The sequence below is a fragment of the Streptomyces sp. NPDC090083 genome (genome assembly GCF_044747445.1).
In the GTDB taxonomy this organism is placed as follows: Bacteria; Actinomycetota; Actinomycetes; order Streptomycetales; family Streptomycetaceae; genus Streptomyces.
On sequence record NZ_JBIVED010000012.1, the window covers coordinates 173,631 to 190,812 of the forward strand.

Annotated in this window: 12 protein-coding genes and 1 pseudogene; 12 read left to right on the plus strand and 1 reads right to left on the minus strand. The window is 70.7% G+C overall.

Features of this window, described 5'->3' with window-relative positions; genetic code table 11:
- Nucleotides 1-42 precede the first annotated feature (42 nt).
- The 3 genes from ACIPTO_RS34270 (at nt 43) to ACIPTO_RS34280 (ending at nt 1,167) form a co-directional block, all read left to right on the plus strand.
- Nucleotides 43-285 carry a DUF4244 domain-containing protein gene (locus ACIPTO_RS34270; RefSeq protein ID WP_401198607.1) on the plus strand — a complete coding sequence of 81 codons (243 nt, stop codon included), beginning with the start codon at nt 43-45 and terminating at the stop codon, nt 283-285.
- Nucleotides 272-649: a TadE family type IV pilus minor pilin gene (locus ACIPTO_RS34275; RefSeq protein WP_401198609.1), complete on the plus strand. Its 378-nt coding sequence runs from the start codon at nt 272-274 to the stop codon at nt 647-649. Before ACIPTO_RS34270 ends, ACIPTO_RS34275 begins: the two co-directional genes overlap by 14 nt.
- Nucleotides 650-753: 104 nt before the next feature.
- Entirely contained in the window at nt 754-1,167 is a 414-nt protein-coding gene (locus tag ACIPTO_RS34280) for an Rv3654c family TadE-like protein (protein ID WP_401198611.1), read from the plus strand.
- 58 nt (nt 1,168-1,225) lie between these two features.
- Here the strand turns inward: ACIPTO_RS34280 and ACIPTO_RS34285 are convergent, their stop codons facing one another.
- On the minus strand, nt 1,226-3,754 hold the full coding sequence (locus ACIPTO_RS34285) for a DEAD/DEAH box helicase (RefSeq protein ID WP_401198613.1): 2,529 nt from the start codon (nt 3,752-3,754) through the stop codon (nt 1,226-1,228).
- A gap of 80 nt (nt 3,755-3,834) precedes the next feature.
- Between ACIPTO_RS34285 and bldG the strand changes: the two genes are divergently transcribed.
- The 9 genes and pseudogenes from bldG to topA all read left to right on the plus strand — a co-directional run bounded on the left by bldG (nt 3,835) and on the right by topA (nt 17,177).
- Nucleotides 3,835-4,176: an anti-sigma factor antagonist BldG gene (bldG, locus tag ACIPTO_RS34290; RefSeq protein ID WP_003975386.1), complete on the plus strand. Its 342-nt coding sequence runs from the start codon at nt 3,835-3,837 to the stop codon at nt 4,174-4,176.
- A gap of 118 nt (nt 4,177-4,294) precedes the next feature.
- Complete coding sequence (locus tag ACIPTO_RS34295; RefSeq protein WP_401198615.1) at nt 4,295-4,732, plus strand: ATP-binding protein; 438 nt, start codon at nt 4,295-4,297, stop codon at nt 4,730-4,732.
- Nucleotides 4,733-5,050: 318 nt separating this feature from the next.
- Nucleotides 5,051-7,456: a sodium-translocating pyrophosphatase gene (locus ACIPTO_RS34300; protein WP_401198617.1), complete on the plus strand. Its 2,406-nt coding sequence runs from the start codon at nt 5,051-5,053 to the stop codon at nt 7,454-7,456.
- 195 nt (nt 7,457-7,651) lie between these two features.
- Nucleotides 7,652-8,248, plus strand: coding sequence for a small secreted protein (locus ACIPTO_RS34305; protein WP_366322324.1), 597 nt, complete (start codon nt 7,652-7,654; stop codon nt 8,246-8,248).
- Between the two features lie 262 nt (nt 8,249-8,510).
- Nucleotides 8,511-10,031, plus strand: a complete 1,521-nt coding sequence (locus ACIPTO_RS34310) for a methyltransferase (protein ID WP_401198619.1) — start codon at nt 8,511-8,513, stop codon at nt 10,029-10,031.
- Between the two features lie 508 nt (nt 10,032-10,539).
- Nucleotides 10,540-11,340, plus strand: a pseudogene (locus ACIPTO_RS34315) (serine/threonine-protein kinase); the annotation flags it as partial.
- Between the two features lie 1,554 nt (nt 11,341-12,894).
- A complete protein-coding gene (locus ACIPTO_RS34320; protein WP_401198721.1) occupies nt 12,895-13,782 on the plus strand; it encodes a septum formation family protein in 888 nt (295 codons plus the stop codon).
- A gap of 95 nt (nt 13,783-13,877) precedes the next feature.
- Nucleotides 13,878-14,075: a hypothetical protein gene (locus tag ACIPTO_RS34325; protein ID WP_366322320.1), complete on the plus strand. Its 198-nt coding sequence runs from the start codon at nt 13,878-13,880 to the stop codon at nt 14,073-14,075.
- A 270-nt stretch (nt 14,076-14,345) separates the two neighbouring features.
- Entirely contained in the window at nt 14,346-17,177 is a 2,832-nt protein-coding gene (gene topA, locus ACIPTO_RS34330; RefSeq protein ID WP_366322319.1) for a type I DNA topoisomerase, read from the plus strand.
- The last annotated feature ends 5 nt before the right edge of the window (nt 17,178-17,182 follow it).

The window sequence follows — 17,182 nt, forward strand, 5'->3', positions numbered from 1 at the left end:
GAAGCAAGCAAGTGAACTGACGGGAACCTCACGGGGGTTGAGATGTACAAGGCAGTGCAGGCGATGCAAGCGGTGCAGGCAGTGGCGGTGCGGGGCGTGCGAGCGGTGCGGGAGCGGTGGGGTGCGGCGGCGCGCAGGGACGCCGGGATGGCCACCGCCGAGTACGCGATGGGGCTGGTCGCGGCGGTGGCGTTCGCGGTGGTGCTCTACAAGGTGGTGACCAGCGGCGCGGTCAGCGCGGAGTTGCAGAGCATCGTGAAGCGGGCTCTCGATGCGCAGGTGTGAACGCCGGGGCGGGGACCGGGGGTTCGTGACGGCGGAGGCGGCCGTGGTGCTGCCGGTGCTGGTGATGTTCGCGATGGCGCTGGTGTGGGGGCTGCTGGTGGTGGCCGCGCAGATCCAGTGCGTGGACGCGGCCCGTTCGGGTGCTCGGGCGGCGGCTCGGCAGGATCCCGCCGACGCGGTTGTCCAGGTGGTCCGGGACACGGCGCCGCGTGACGCGAAGGTCACGGTCGGCCGGGAGGGCGACCAGGTCCATGTGGTCGTCGTCGCGAAACCCCCGGTGTTGAGCGGGCTGCCCTTCGAAGTGCGCGAGGAGGCCGTGGCGTTGGCGGAGGAGACGGTGGGCGAGGGGAGGGCGGTGCCGTGAGGCGGTGGATCGCGGCGGGGCGGTGTGTGGTGTCGGCGCGGGGGCGGCGTAGGAGATCCCGGGGCTCGGATCGTGGGTCCGCCACCGTGTGGAGCCTTGGTGGGATGGCCGTGATGTGTGTCGTGTTCGGGGTGGTGCTGGCTCTGGGGCAGGCCGTCGTGGCCCGGCATCGTGCGGCCGGCGGTGCGGATCTCGCGGCGCTGGCGGCGGCCGACCACTGGGCCGAGGGCGGTGCGGGGGCCTGCGCGCGGGCGGAGCGGGTGGCGCGGGCGCAGGGAGTCCGGATCGTGCGGTGCGCGATCGTGGGTGAGACGTCGGACGTGACGGCGTCGGCGGGCGGGGGACCGTTCGCGACGGAGGTGAGGTCACGGGCGGGACCTGCGGGGCCGGCGGCGACACCGCTGCCCTCACCGCCCCCTGCGGTACCGGTGCCCTCCCTGCCCCCTGCGGCACCGGCACCGGCACAGACACCGGCACCGTGGGCATCCGTGCCACCGGTACCCGCACCCGTGCCCTGAGCCGATGTCTACCGATGCCGTGCGGCGGCGTTGCGGGCCGCCTGTGCCGTGCTGCCCGTCAGACCCCGCCCACCCGCTCGCCGGGCGCCCCTGACGCCTCCCCCGGCACATCGCCCGGCACCTCACCGGCCCCAGCCCCCTCCGGCGCTCCCCGCAACAGTTCCGTGAGCAGCCGCACGGCCCCCCGCTTGTGCAGCGGTTCGTTGCCGTTGCCGCACTTGGGGGACTGGATGCACGACGGGCAGCCGGCGTCGCATTCGCAGGCGGCGATGGCCTCGCGGGTGGCGGTGAGCCAGGCGCGGGCCGTGTGGAAGGCGCGTTCCGCGAAGCCCGCGCCGCCGGGGTGGCCGTCGTAGACGAAGACCGTGGGGAGCAGGGTGTCGGGGTGGAGCGGGACGGAGACGCCGCCGATGTCCCAGCGGTCGCAGGTGGCGAAGAGAGGAAGCATGCCGATCGAGGCGTGTTCGGCGGCGTGGAGGGCGCCGCCGAGGATCTCGGGGTTGATGCGGGCGGCGTCGAGCTGGTCCTCCGTGACCGTCCACCAGACGGCGCGGGTGCGGAGGGTGCGTGGAGGGAGGTCGAGTTTGGATTCGCCCAGGACCTCGCCGGTGATGACCCGTCGGCGGAGGAAGGAGACGACCTGGTTGGTGACTTCGACGGAGCCGTAGCACAACCGGCCCTGGCCCCACGGGATTTCGACGTCCGTCTCCAGGACGGAGATGGCCGTGGTGTCGCGGGCGACCGTCGAGTAGGGCGGGCTGGCCTCCTCGACCAGGGCCACCGAGTCCTCCAGGTCCAGGGAGCGCACCAGGTACGTGCGGCCCTGGTGGAGGTGGACGGCGCCCTCGTGGACGGACGCGTGGGAGGCGGCCTCGTCGACCGTGCCCAGGAGGCGGCCGGTGCCGTTCTCGACGACCTGGACCGGGCGCCCGCCCCCGCCGCGGATGTCGGTGAGGTCGGCGGCCCGTTCGCGGCGCGTCCAGTGCCAGGCCTTCGCCCGGCGGCGGAGCAGCTTCGCGGACTCCAGCTGGGGGAGGAGGTCCGCCGTCGCCGGGCCGAAGAGGTCCAGGTCCTCTTCGGTGAGCGGGAGTTCCGCTGCCGCCGCGCACAGGTGGGGGGCCAGGACGTACGGGTTGTCCGGGTCCAGGACGGTGGACTCGACCGGCTGGTCGAAGAGGGCCTCCGGGTGGTGGACGAGGAAGGTGTCCAGAGGGTCATCGCGGGCGATCAGAACGGCGAGCGCTCCTCGGCCGGAGCGTCCGGCGCGGCCCGCCTGCTGCCACAGGGAGGCGCGGGTGCCGGGGTAGCCGGCGATCAGGACGGCGTCCAATCCCGAGACGTCGATGCCGAGTTCGAGGGCGGTGGTGGCGGCGAGGCCGAGCAACTCGCCGGAGTGGAGGGCGCGTTCGAGGGCGCGGCGTTCCTCGGGGAGGTAGCCGCCGCGGTAGGCGGCGACCCGCCGGGACAGCGAGCGGTCGACCTCGGCGAGGCGTTCCTGGGCGATGAGCGCGATCAGCTCGGCGCCCCTCCGCGACCGTACGAAGGCCACCGAGCGGACGCCCTGGACGGCGAGGTCGGTCAGCAGGTCGGCGGTCTCGGCGGTGGCCGTGCGGCGGACCGGGGCGCCCTTCTCGCCGTGGAGTTCGGTGAGCGGGGGCTCCCAGAGGGCGAACACCAGCTCACCGCGCGGTGAGGCGTCGTCGGCGACCTCGACGACCGGGAGGCCGGTGAGGCGGCGGGCGGCGACGGAGGGCTCGGCGGCGGTGGCGGAGGCGAGGAGGAAGACGGGGGAGGAGCCGTAGCGGGCGCAGAGGCGGCGCAGCCGGCGCAGCACCTGGGCGACGTGGGAGCCGAAGACGCCCCGGTAGGTGTGGCACTCGTCGATGACGACGTACTTCAGGGACTTCAGGAAGGAGGACCAGCGCGGGTGCGAGGGCAGTATGCCCCGGTGGAGCATGTCGGGGTTGGTCAGGACGTAGTTGGCGTACTGGCGGACCCACTCGCGTTCCTCGAACGGGGTGTCGCCGTCGTACACGGCCGGGCGAACCGCATTGCCCAGAGGTTGTGAAAGTTCCTTCACGGAACGCAGCTGGTCGGCTGCCAGGGCTTTCGTGGGGGCCAGGTAGAGCGCGGTGGCGCCGCGGCCGTTCGGCGCCTCGGAGCCGTCCAGGAGCGTCGAGAGGACCGGTACCAGATAAGCCAGCGACTTGCCCGAGGCGGTGCCTGTGGCAACGATCACTGACTCGCCGTCCAGGGCGTGCTCGGCCGCCTGTGCCTGATGGGCCCAGGGGTGTTCGACACCGGCTTCCTGGACGGTGGCGATCACCTCCGCGCGAATCCGGTCAGGCCAGACGGCATGGCGGCCCTCACGTGGGGGCAAGTGCTCCGTATGAGTGATGCGCGAAGCCCGGCTCGGTCCCGACGCCAGCCGGTCCAGAACCGTGCTCGGCGAGAGGCCGGACACGGTGTCCGCCGAGGGTCGATCGGTTCGCTGATTCTTGGCCATCGGCACCGAGTGTGTCACTGGCGTGACGGACAATGGAGCCAAGGCGTCGTGCACGCCCTGCGGTAAGTGATTGAATGCCATCGCGGCTGGCGAACCGTCCTGGGGGCTCTGCCGAGGTGTCCCATGGGATGACCGCTCGATAGCAAGGTGCTGGAGGATCCGTGGACCTGTCCCTGTCGACCCGTACCGTCGGCGATCGTACGGTCGTCGAGGTCGGTGGCGAAATCGACGTATATACCGCGCCCAAGTTGCGCGAACAGCTGGTCGAGCTGGTGAACGACGGGAGTTTCCACCTCGTCGTGGACATGGAGGGAGTCGACTTCCTCGACTCCACCGGGCTCGGCGTGCTGGTCGGCGGCCTGAAGCGGGTGCGTGCCCACGAGGGCTCGCTGCGCCTGGTCTGCAACCAGGAGCGCATTCTGAAGATCTTCCGTATCACCGGCCTCACCAAGGTGTTCCCGATTCACACCTCGGTCGAGGAAGCGGTGGCGGCCACCGACTGACCGACCGTTCAGGGAGCGGTGTGAGACCGCTCCCCGATCGGCCGTATAGACGACCGGCGGACCGGGCTTTCGGCGGCCCGGCCCTCCGACAGCACGCCCGTAGTCCCGAGGGGGATGCATGGCCACCGTTGAACTCCGCTTCAGCGCGCTGCCCGAGCACGTCAGGACCGCCCGTCTGGTGGCGGCAGCGGTGGCGCGCAGGGCCGGAGTGGACGAGGCCGTACTCGACGAGGTCAGACTCGCCGTGGGCGAGGCCTGTTCCCGCGCCGTCGGGCTGCACCAGAGCAGTGGGATCACCGCCCCGGTGAAGGTGCTGCTGATCGAGGAGGAGAAGCAGTTCTCCATCGAGGTCGGCGACGAGGCACCACGCTCGGCCCCCGGCGACAAGGCGCCCGGGGCGCTGGGCTCCGACCCGGACGCGGAGACCGAGGAGGACGAGATGGGCCTCGCTGTCATCAGCGGGCTCGTCGACGACGTCGAGGTCACCGCCGGGGAGCACGGCGGCTCGATCCGTATGACCTGGCCGACGACACCGCCGGCCACGACGCTTTCCTGAGACCCGCCGTACAACACAAGACCCGCCGCACGTCACAGCCGAAGGGCCCTGCTGAGCAGGGCCCTTCGGCATTTCCGAGAGAGGGCGGCCGGGGTGTCTTCCCGGATGTGTCCCCCGGTGTATCCCCGGCGCGACTGAATTCGTGAATCAATTCACGATCAATGCTTCCCGGTGCCCCGATAATTTGATCAAGCACCAATGCTTTCAAGGCATTACTATGCGAAGGCCAATTCCGTTTGCCGCGCTCTGTTTTGATCAGGTTCCGGTACCTACAATCCGTCCACATCTTGAGCTCAGCACAGGCGTCAAGGAGGACGAATGGCGGGGCTTTCTACCCCTCAGCAGTTTGACCACCCCACAACCTTCGCAGCCGCAGTTCTGACCGACGACAACCGCATCCTCGTGATGGTGATCGGCCTCGTGGCGCTGGCCGCGCTCGTGGTCGCGGGCATCCTGGTCCGCGAGGTGCTCGCGGCCGGTGAGGGCACGGACAGCATGAAGAAGATCGCGGCAGCGGTCCAGGAGGGCGCCAACGCCTATCTGGGACGGCAGTTGCGCACGGTCGGCGTATTCGCCGTGATCGTTTTCTTCCTGCTTCTGCTGCTCCCCGCGGACGACTGGAATCAGCGCGCCGGACGGTCGATCTTCTTCCTGATCGGCGCGGTGTTCTCGGCGACCACCGGCTATATCGGCATGTGGCTCGCCGTACGCAGTAATGTCCGTGTCGCCGCGGCGGCCCGGGAAGCGACCCCGGCGGAGGGTGAGCCGGAAAAGGATCTCACCGCCGTCTCGCACAAAGCAATGAAGATCGCTTTCCGTACGGGCGGCGTCGTCGGCATGTTCACGGTGGGGCTCGGTCTGCTGGGCGCCTCGTGCGTGGTGCTGGTGTACGCGGCCGACGCGCCCAAGGTGCTGGAGGGATTCGGCCTCGGAGCCGCCCTCATCGCCATGTTCATGCGCGTCGGCGGCGGCATCTTCACCAAGGCCGCCGACGTCGGCGCCGACCTGGTCGGCAAGGTCGAGAAGGGCATCCCGGAGGACGACCCGCGCAACGCCGCGACCATCGCCGACAACGTGGGCGACAACGTCGGCGACTGCGCGGGCATGGCGGCCGACCTCTTCGAGTCGTACGCCGTGACGCTGGTCGCCGCGCTGATCCTCGGCAAGGCGGCCTTCGGCGACTCCGGGCTCGCCTTCCCGCTGCTCGTGCCGGCGATCGGTGTGATCACCGCCATGATCGGCATCTTCGCGGTGGCGCCACGCCGGACCGACCGCAGCGGCATGTCCGCGATCAACCGGGGATTCTTCATCTCCGCGGTGATCTCGCTCGTGCTGGTGGCGGTCGCGGTCTTCGTCTACCTGCCGTCGTCCTACGGCGGTCTCGACGGCGTCACCGACGCGGCGATCAAGGCCAAGGACGGCGATCCGCGGATCCTCGCGCTCGTCGCCGTGGCCATCGGCATCGTGCTCGCCGCGCTGATCCAGCAGCTGACCGGCTACTTCACGGAGACCAACCGCCGTCCCGTGACGGACATCGGCAAGACCTCGCTCACCGGCCCGGCCACCGTGATCCTCGCCGGGATCTCGCTGGGCCTCGAATCGGCCGTCTACACCGCCCTGCTGATCGGTCTCGCGGTGTACGGGGCGTTCCTCCTCGGGGGCGCCTCGATCATGCTGGCGCTGTTCGCGGTGGCGCTGGCCGGCACAGGTCTGCTCACCACGGTCGGCGTGATCGTCGCCATGGACACCTTCGGGCCGGTCTCCGACAACGCGCAGGGCATCGCCGAGATGTCCGGCGACGTCGAGGGCGCGGGCGCGCAGGTGCTCACCAACCTGGACGCGGTGGGCAACACCACCAAGGCCATCACCAAGGGCATCGCCATCGCCACCGCCGTCCTGGCGGCGTCGGCGCTCTTCGGGTCGTACCGGGACGCGATCGTCACCGCCGCGAGCGACGTGGGCGAGAAGGTCTCCGGGGCGGGCGCGCCACTGAACCTGATGATGGACATCTCCCAGCCCAACAACCTGGTCGGGCTCATCGTCGGCGCCGCGGTCGTCTTCCTCTTCTCGGGGCTCGCGATCAACGCCGTCTCACGGTCCGCGGGGTCCGTGGTCTACGAGGTGCGGCGGCAGTTCCGCGAGCACCCCGGGATCATGGACCACACCGAGACGCCGGAGTACGGCCGCGTCGTCGACATCTGCACCAAGGACGCGCTGCGCGAGCTGGCCACGCCCGGTCTGCTCGCCGTGCTCACGCCGATCGCGGTCGGGTTCACGCTCGGCGTCGGCGCGCTCGGCTCGTTCCTCGCGGGCGCGATCGGCACCGGCACGCTGATGGCGGTCTTCCTCGCGAACTCGGGCGGTGCCTGGGACAACGCGAAGAAACTCGTCGAGGACGGCCACCACGGCGGCAAGGGCAGTGAGGCCCACGCCGCCACGGTGATCGGCGACACGGTCGGCGACCCGTTCAAGGACACCGCCGGCCCGGCGATCAACCCGCTGCTGAAGGTGATGAACCTCGTCGCGCTGCTCATCGCGCCCGCGGTCATCAAGTTCAGCTACGGCGACGACAAGAACATCGGGGTGCGCATCGCGATCTCGGTGCTCGCGTTCCTCGTGATCGCAGGCTCCGTGTACGTCTCCAAGCGCCGCGGGATCGCCGTGGAGGACGGGGACGACGCCGATCGCTCGGCCAAGTCGGCCGACGCGGCGGTCGTTTCGTAGGGGGTCCTGCGGGGCTCGGCTCAACGGGCGGGCGGATGGCGCGAGTTGTGGGCGCCGCCCGCCCGTTCCCGCTGTGTCCAGGACCTCGCCGTGAGCCTTCTCTCGCTTGGTGCAAATAGCTCCAAAAGGTCTGCTATCGGACCCTGGGTCCGGAGGTGTGGCCCGTCCGCCGTGTATGTTCCGGGGCCGAGAGCCATGGAAGGGACCGATCCGGTGAACAAGAAGCTTGCGCTCGCACTGTCCGGCGGTGCGGTACTGGTACTGGGGCTGTCGGGATGCGGCGGCAGCGGCGACGACAGCAACGCCAAGCTGGACGCCTGGGCCAAGCAGGTCTGCGTCGCGGTACAGCCGCAGGCGAAGAAGATCGAGGCCGCCAACACGGCGATCCAGAAGGAGACCTCGGACAACAGCACCCCGGAAGAGGTCCAGAAGACCGACGCACAGGCCTTCCAGGACATGTCCGACGCCTACAAGGCGATCGGGGCCGCCGTGAACTCTGCCGGGGCGCCGGACGTCGACAACGGCGCGAAGAAGCAGCAGGACGCCGTCAAGGAGCTCAACGACATCTCCACGTCGTACGCCACCCTGAAGACGCAGGTGGACGCGCTGAACACCAAGGACCAGGCGAAGTTCGCGGACGGCCTCAAGGACATCGCGACCTCCCTGGACAAGCTCAGCACCAGCGGGAACGACGCGCTGAAGACCCTCGAAGAGGGCGACGTCGGCAAGGCGATGACCAAGCAGGAAGCCTGCAAGACGGCTACGCCGGTGGCTTCTTCGTCGGCGGCGTGACCCGACCCGGAAAATGACGTCCCTGGAGGGCGTTTTTCCTCCGGCGTCTCCGGTGAAGGACGTCTCCTGTAGACAGCGATCTCGGCAGCGATCTCGGCAGCGATCTTTCAGGTGCTGAAAGATGCCCCGGTACGCGTGCGTGCCGGGGCCTTCGGCTGCGCGGGGGCCGTGTCGCCCGGCACGGGGCGGGGTGCCGGTCGGCCCCGGGGGGTTGCCGGTCGGCACCGGGCGGGTTGTCGGTGCGAGCCGCCACAATGGGGGAGTGAGTAACTCCAGCCTCCCCGCCCTGCCCGCATCCGACCGCCCGGAGGTCGCCGCCCGGCTCCGGGACGCCCTGCTCGGCGCCGCCTTCACCGCCGACGGACTGCTCGAACTGCTCGGCGCCCCCGCGTACACGGCGCTGGCCCGCAGCGAGACCGTGCCGGCGCTCCGGGCGACCAGAGGCGACACCCCGCTGGAGACGCTGGTCCGGCTGTTCCTGCTCCAGCAGCCCGTACCGCACGCACGCGTGGCGGACGTCCTGCCCGTCGCCGCGTGCCTGGAGAGCGGCTGGCTGGTCTCCGTGGGCACCGACGAGGTCGCCGCGACCGTGGACGTACGGCCCTACGGCGGGCCCGACGGCGAGGACTGGTTCATCGTGTCCGACCTGGGGTGCGCGGTCGGCGGGGCCGGCGGGATCGGCAGCCGGGAGGAGGGCGTCGTCCTCGGGGTGGGCGGCGCGTCCACCACGCTCGCGGGGATCACCGTACGGACGCCGGTCTCCGCCGCGCTCGACCTCGGCACCGGCTCCGGCATCCAGGCGCTGCACGCGTCCCGGCACGCCACGCGCGTGACGGCCACCGACCTCAACCCCCGTGCCCTGCACATCACCGCGCTCACCCTGGCGCTGTCCGGCGCGCAGGCCGCCGGCCTCCGCGAGGGCTCGCTCTTCGCGCCGGTCCGGGACGACGAGACGTACGACCTGATCGTGTCGAACCCGCCCTTCGTGATCTCGCCGGGCGCGCGGCTGACGTACCGCGACGGCGGGATGGGCGGGGACGATCTGTGCCGGTCGCTCGTTCAGCAGGCGGGGGACCGGCTGCGCGAGGGCGGATTCGCGCAGTTCCTCGCCAACTGGCAGCACGTGGAGGGGGAGGACTGGCAGGACCGGCTGCGCTCGTGGGTGCCGCGCGGATGCGACGCCTGGATCGTGCAGCGCGAGGTCCAGGACATCACGCAGTACGCCGAGTTGTGGCTCAGGGACGCGGGCGACCACCGGGGCGACACGGCCGCGTACGAGGCGCTGTACGACGCGTGGCTCGACGAGTTCGAGGCGCGCAAGGTCAAGGCCGTGGGCTTCGGCTGGATCACCCTGCGCAGGACGGACTCCGACGCGCCCTCGATCACCGTCGAGGAGTGGCCGCACCCGGTCGAGCAGCCGCTCGGGGACACCGTCCGGGAGCACTTCGACCGGATCGACTACCTGCGCGCCCATGACGACGCGGCCCTGCTCGCCGCCCACTTCAGGCTCGCCCCCGAGATCATCCAGGAACAGGTCGGGCTGCCCGGAGCGGAGGACCCCGAGCACGTCGTGCTGCGCCAGCACCTCGGGATGCGCCGCGCGACCAAGGTCGACACGGTCGGCGCGGGCTTCGCGGGCGTCTGCGACGGCACGCTGAGCGCCGGGCGGATCCTGGACGCGATCGCCCAACTCGTGGGCGAGGACCCGGTCCTGCTCCGTGATCGGACGCCGGCGCAGATCCGGTTGCTGGTGGAGCAGGGGTTCTTGGAGCCGGTTGGCTGAGTGGGGTGGATGTGGGCGTGGGCGTGGGCGTGGGTGGGGTCGGCCGTCGCGCTTGAGGCTGTGGAGGGCTTGCGCGGGGCGGTGGGGGCGGTGGGCCATGCGTCGTGTGTCGGGTGCCGTGTGGTGGGTGCCGAGCGTGGATCGGCTACGGCGGGTGCAGTGCGCGGTGCGGCCCGGCGTCACGGGTGGGGCCTGTGCGCGCCCGTGAGTCGCGTGTGTCCGTATCCGGTGTGATTATTCGGATCCGGTGTGGAAAAGACCTCTTGTCAGTGGCGGGTGCGAGGCTACTTTCAGAGACAGGTTCCACGCGTCCTCGGGGGAGGCGCGCCGTCTCGGTGGAGGCGTGATGGGCGGGGGCACGGCGGAACAGGGCGAGGGCAGGATCGTCGGCGGCCGGTATCGGTTGCTGCGGAGGCTTGGCCCGGATGGTGTGGGTGACTCGGGTGGCGCGTGCCGTGTATGGCTCGCGTACGACGAGGAGTTGGCCTGCGAGGTCGCCGTCAAGGAGATGCCGCTGCCGGATGTGCGGGGTGCGCCGGGTGTGCGGGGTGCGCCGGATGTGCGGGGCTCGTCGGACGTGTGGGGCGCGTTGGACGTGTGGGAGGGCGTGCCGGGGGGTCTCGGCGAGCGGGCTCAGCGCATCGTGCGGGCGCGGAGCGAGGCCCAGCACGCGGCAGGGCTGCGCGGTCATCCGCACGTGGTGACCGTGCATGGCGTGGTGATCCACGATGGCCTGTCCTGGATCGTCATGGAGTACGTCCCGGATGCCATCGACCTTCAGCGGGTCCTACGGCGTTCCGGCCCGCTGTCGCCCGCCCGGGTGGCCCGCATCGGGCTGGCCGTCCTCGACGCGCTCGGCGCCGGACACCGGGTCGGCATCCCGCACGGGGATGTGAAACCGGCCAACATCCTTCTGGCGCCGGACACTTCGGGTGACCCGTACGCACGCGTACTGCTCACCGGCTACGGCACCGGAATCCGGCCCGAGCCTCCTGAACCCCGGCCCAGCGCCACGGCGGGCAGCCACGGCACGTCCGACTTCCTCGCCCCGGAGCGGGCTCGCGGTGAGCCGCCCACGGCAGCGGCGGATCTGTTCTCGCTCGGCGCGACGCTGTATGCCGCGGTGGAGGGGCGGGGGTCGTTCGGCGGTGACAGCGATGGCGACAGTGACAGCGGTGGCGGTGACGACTCCGACTTCGCGACGTTCACGGTGTTGCTCGGTGAGGAGCCGACGTCGGCTGTCCGCGCGAGCGAACTGGGGCCTGTGCTGCGGGGGTTGCTGGTGAAGGACCCGGCGTTGAGGTGGTCGCCCGAGAGGGTTGCGCGGGGGTTGGAGAGGGTGGTTCGGGGAGCGCGGGGGGCTGGGGCGGCGGCTGGGAGTGCGGGGGTCGTGGGTGGGGGTGCGTCTGGTCGGGGTGTGGACAGGGATGCGGCAGGGGTGGTGGTGGATGGGGACGAGTTAGGTGTGGGGGCGGACAGGGACTCGTTCGTCGGCGGTGTCGACGGGGGTGAGTTCGGCCGGGGGGTGGATGGGTTCGGGCCGCTGCCGGAGGGGTTTGTGCCGGTGGGGGGTTCTGGTTCGGTACCGGGTGGGTTCGGTGCGGCGCCGGAGGGACTTGGCCCAGCAACGGATGACTTCGGTTCGGGGCAACGGGGTTCAGGTTCGACATCGGAGGGGGACGGCTCGGACCGGGGTGGTTCCGACTCGGCATCGGACGGGTTCGGCTCGGGTGAGGGTGATCGGGGCTCGGCTGACAAGCCGCAGTGGATTGCCGCAGATGGTGCGTCCGGTCGGGGTGGGCGTGGCTTGCCCGGTTACTCAAGGAGTGGTCCGTCCGGAGATGCCCCGGACGGGGTCACTGGCCACGTCGGGAGAGACCAGCCCGGCCACGTGGAGAGTGAGCCTGATGGGCAAATGCCGGACAGGGCACGAGGCCGGCTCCGGGACGATGAGGGAGGCCAACTCCCCGGTGAGTCCCGGCGTCAACTCCCGGACAGGCCAACGGGATACACGATGGGCGGTCCCTACGTAGGCGGTCCATATGCCCCGCGGGTCCCGGGGGAGTCTGGGGCCACACACCAGGACCCGGCGCCGTACGGTGACCGATCTGCGGAAGCCCTCGGAGGCTCCATGCCTGGAGGGCGCCCCTATCCGGGTAGCCCGCAGACTCCAGGTACGCCGAAGACCTCGGAAACGCCGGAGAGCCTGGACGCTTCGGAGACTCCGGGCACCTCGCAGGCCCCGTGCACCCCTGATGCCTCCCGCACGTCAGACGCCCCGCCGCCCCCGCGCCCTCCAGGTACCCCGCAGACCCCGCACACCCCAGGCGCCCCGCAGGCCCCGAAATCCTCCGACACCTCTCATCCCACGGGCACCCCGAAGACTCCGTACACCCCTGACAACCTGCCCACGCCGGCCACCCTGCCGCCCCCCAAAACTCCAGGCACCCCTGGCATCTCGCCCTCGCCAGGCATCTCGCGGACCCCACGCGCCCAGGGCACTCCGCCGACCCCCAACACCCCGAATACCCCACCCGTCCTCAACACCCCACTAACCCCCAACTCCCCACCCCCTGCCGCCTCCCTGTACTCCCCGCAACGCCACCCCAGCTCGCCCAAGGGCACCCCGCACGGCCAAGGGAACCGCTACGAGAGCAACCCCCCAACCCCTGACGAGCAGCCCCACCCAGGCCCCCGCCGCGCCGCCCACCCGAACCCCCACCAGGCCACCCCACCAACACCCCCGTACACGGCTGCCCGTGGCCCGACATATCCCGGTGGACCGGGGCCCGCCGACCGTGGTCCGGCGCATCCACCGCATCCAGCACACAGAGGCGCAAGGCGGCGGCCATCAGGCGGTGCCGTGCTCGCGCTGGTCGTGGCCGTCGTCCTGTTCGTCGTCGGGGGAGTCTGGGCCGTGACCTCCTTGAGCGGTGGCGGCAAGCACCCGGCCGCGACGAAGGCGGCGTCACCCGGCGAGCCGTCCGCATCCTCGTCCTCCGGGGCCGGGGCCGGGGCCGGTGCTGGCTATCCGTACGGCGCTGACGTCGGGCTCAAGAAGGCGCTGCGGGCCGGCGACTGCGTACGCGCCGAGTGGACCGGGACGGCCTTCGTGTCGCGGCCCGAACTGGGGGTCGTGGACTGTGCGCACGGCGTGCCGGACGGGCAGGTGATGGCCGTCGACCCGGCGAGGGACTTCGCCGACGCACGGGATCACGGAGGCGCTCGGTGCGCGGGGGAGGTGAAGGGCGTGGCCGGGGCGCTGCCCGACGCGGGGGTCTACGCGCTCACGCCGACCGAGGCCGGCTTCGGGGCGGCCGACAGCGGTACGGCGTGTCTCGTGCTCGGCAGGCACGTGCCGATCGGTGGCGCGATAGGGCACTTCCGGAAGACCGGGTCGAACGTGTGGACCACCGAGATGAGCGTCGGCGACTGCTGGCTGTACGTCAATCACACGACGTACTTCCTCGCGACTCTCACCGGCTGCGCCGATCGGCACACCGACCAGGTGATCGGTTCTGTGACCGCTCCGAGGGCAACCGCGTTCGAGGACGCGCTGCGGCAGGCGAACAACCTGTGCGGCAACAGGTTCGAGTCGACTTGGGCACCGGGATCCGACCGTTCCGTCTTCGGGTATCTGTCCGACGAGAACAATTGGAAGGCCGGTTTCGACTCCGTCGTGTGCACCGTCGGAAAGGCGGACCGCTCCCCGACGACGGGCGCGATATCGTCCCCCGGCCCGGCCGCCTGAGCGCTGTGTGCCGCGAGTTCACCCGGGGTTGGCCCGCCCGTCGCCCGCGGGTGCCAGCCTCCGGGACCGGGGCATCCGGCCGGGAGGGGACACACATGGAGAGCGGGCCAGCGATCTTCGCGGGGTTGGTGTTCGCCCTGTTCGGGGCCGCGCTGCTGCTGTGGACCGTGGTCAGGGTCCGGCACCGCGAACCCGTCGCCCAGGGTGTGAACCCGGTCGCATCGGCGACCCTCGCGAGCCTCGTCGCGCTCGCCGCCCTCCTCCTCGGCACCTGGTGCTTCCTGCACGTCTGAGCAGCGCGCCGTAGCCCCGGCACGGACCACCGGCGGACTGCCGGCGGGCAACCGGGCGATCACTCCCCGGACGGCTCCGAGAAGGCCGGTGGGGACTCCGGGCGGCAGGAATGGCGGTAGTCGGGTTACCGTTCGAGTGGCCGTTGCGGGCTTTTCCCGTTTGACACGGGGGCGGGATGTACCGTCACACTCCGCAGCGTCACCATGACCCGACCCCGGGGGAAGAGACCTTGGGGGAGGCCCCAGCGTCGACCGGAGAGAAGAGCGAAGTTGTCCCCGACCAGCGAGACCGCACACGGCGGCCGCCGACTCGTCATCGTCGAGTCCCCTGCCAAGGCGAAGACGATCAAGGGCTACCTCGGCCCCGGATATGTCGTCGAGGCGAGCGTCGGGCACATCCGCGACCTTCCCAACGGCGCCGCGGAGGTGCCCGAGAAGTACACCGGCGAGGTCCGCCGCCTCGGTGTGGATGTCGACCACGACTTCGAGCCGATCTATGTGGTCAACGCCGACAAGCGTGCTCAGGTCAAGAAGCTCAAGGACCTGCTCAAGGACTCCGACGAACTCTTCCTGGCCACCGATGAGGACCGCGAGGGCGAAGCCATCGCGTGGCACCTCCTGGAGGTCCTGAAGCCCAAGGTCCCGGTCAAGCGCATGGTGTTCCACGAGATCACCAAGGACGCGATCCGCGCCGCCGTGGCCAACCCGCGCGACCTCAACCAGCTGATGGTCGACGCCCAGGAGACCCGCCGCATCCTCGACCGCCTCTACGGCTACGAGGTCTCGCCGGTCCTCTGGAAGAAGGTCATGCCGCGCCTGTCGGCCGGCCGTGTCCAGTCCGTCGCCACCCGGCTCGTCGTCGAGCGGGAGCGCGAGCGCATCGCGTTCCGCTCCGCCGAGTACTGGGACCTGACCGGCACCTTCGGGACCGGCCGGGCCGGGGACGCGAGCGACCCGTCGACCCTTGTCGCCCGTCTCCAGGCGGTCGACGGCAAGCGCGTCGCCCAGGGGCGTGATTTCGACTCCCTCGGCCAGATCAAGGGCGCGAACACCCTCCACCTGGACGAGGCCAACGCCCGCGCGCTGGCCGCCGCCTTGGAGGACACGCGGTTCGCCGTCCGGTCCGTCGAGTCGAAGCCGTATCGACGCTCTCCGTACGCGCCGTTCCGTACGACGACGCTCCAGCAGGAGGCCAGCCGCAAGCTCGGCTTCGGCGCGAAGGCCACGATGCAGGTCGCGCAGAAGCTGTACGAGAACGGCTACATCACCTACATGCGTACGGACTCCACGACCCTGAGCGAGACGGCCGTCACCGCCGCCCGCGCCCAGGTGACGCAGCTGTACGGCGCCGACTACCTGCCGGCCCAGCCGCGCGTGTACGCCGGGAAGGTCAAGAACGCCCAGGAGGCGCACGAGGCGATCCGCCCCTCGGGTGATCGTTTCCGCACGCCCGCCGAAACCGGCCTGACCGGCGACCAGTTCAAGCTCTACGAGCTGATCTGGAAGCGGACTGTCGCCTCCCAGATGAAGGACGCGGTCGGCAACTCCGTCACCGTGAAGATCGCGGGCACCTCGTCCGACGGCCGGGACGTCGAATTCAGCGCCTCCGGGAAGACGATCACCTTCCACGGCTTCCTGAAGGCCTACGTTGAAGGCGCCGACGACCCGAACGCCGAGCTGGACGACCGCGAGCGCCGACTGCCCCAGGTCGCCGAGGGCGACGCGCTCACCGCCGAGGAACTCACGGTCGACGGGCACGCCACCAAGCCCCCGGCCCGCTACACCGAGGCCAGCCTCGTCAAGGAGCTCGAAGAGCGCGAGATCGGCCGCCCGTCGACGTACGCGTCGATCATCGGCACGATCCTCGACCGCGGCTACGTCTTCAAGAAGGGCACCGCCCTGGTGCCGTCCTTCCTGTCCTTCGCCGTGGTCAACCTCCTGGAGAAGCACTTCGGGCGGCTCGTCGACTACGACTTCACCGCCAAGATGGAGGACGACCTCGACCGCATCGCCAGCGGCGAGGCCCAGGCCGTGCCGTGGCTGCGCCGCTTCTACTTCGGCGAGGGCGAGGTCGGCGGCGCCGCCGAGGCCGGCAACGGCGACGGCGACCACCTCGGCGGCCTCAAGGAACTCGTCACCGACCTGGGCGCGATCGACGCCCGCGAGGTGTCGTCCTTCCCGGTCGGCAACGACATCATGCTGCGCGTCGGCCGCTACGGCCCCTACGTGGAGCGCGGCGAGAAGGACTCCGACAACCACCAGCGCGCCGACGTCCCCGAGGACCTGGCGCCGGACGAGCTCAGCGTCGAGCACGCCGAGGAACTGCTCGCCAAGCCGAGCGGCGACTTCGAGCTGGGCGCCGACCCCGAGTCGGGCCACCAGATCATCGCCCGCGACGGCCGCTACGGCCCCTACGTCACCGAGGTGCTCCCCGAGGGCACCCCGAAGACCGGGAAGAACGCCGTCAAGCCGCGCACGGCCTCGCTGTTCAAGTCGATGTCCCTGGACACGGTGACGCTCGCCGACGCCCTCAAGCTGATGTCGCTGCCCCGCGTCGTCGGCAAGGACGCCGAGGGCGTGGAGATCACCGCGCAGAACGGGCGCTACGGGCCGTACCTGAAGAAGGGCACGGACTCCCGCTCGCTGACGGCCGAGGACCAGCTCTTCACGATCACCCTCGAAGAGGCGCTGGAGATCTACTCCCAGCCCAAGCAGCGCGGCCGGGCCGCCGCCAAGCCGCCGTTGAAGGAACTGGGCACCGACCCGGTCAGCGAGAAGCCCGTCGTCGTCAAGGACGGCCGTTTCGGGCCGTACGTCACCGACGGCGAGACCAACGCGACCCTGCGCTCCGGCGACAGCGTCGAGGACATCAGCCCGGAGCGCGGCTACGAGCTGCTCGCCGAGAAGCGGGCCAAGGCGCCCGCCAAGAAGACGGCGAAGAAGGCCCCGGCGAAGAAGGCGGCGGCCAAGAAGGCGCCCGCCAAGAAGACGACGACGGCCAAGAAGACCGTGGCGAAGAAGACGACGGCCACCGCCAAGAAGACGACGGCCGCCACCACCGCCAAGAAGACGGCCTCCTCCAAGGTGACGTCCGAGGACTGACGGAC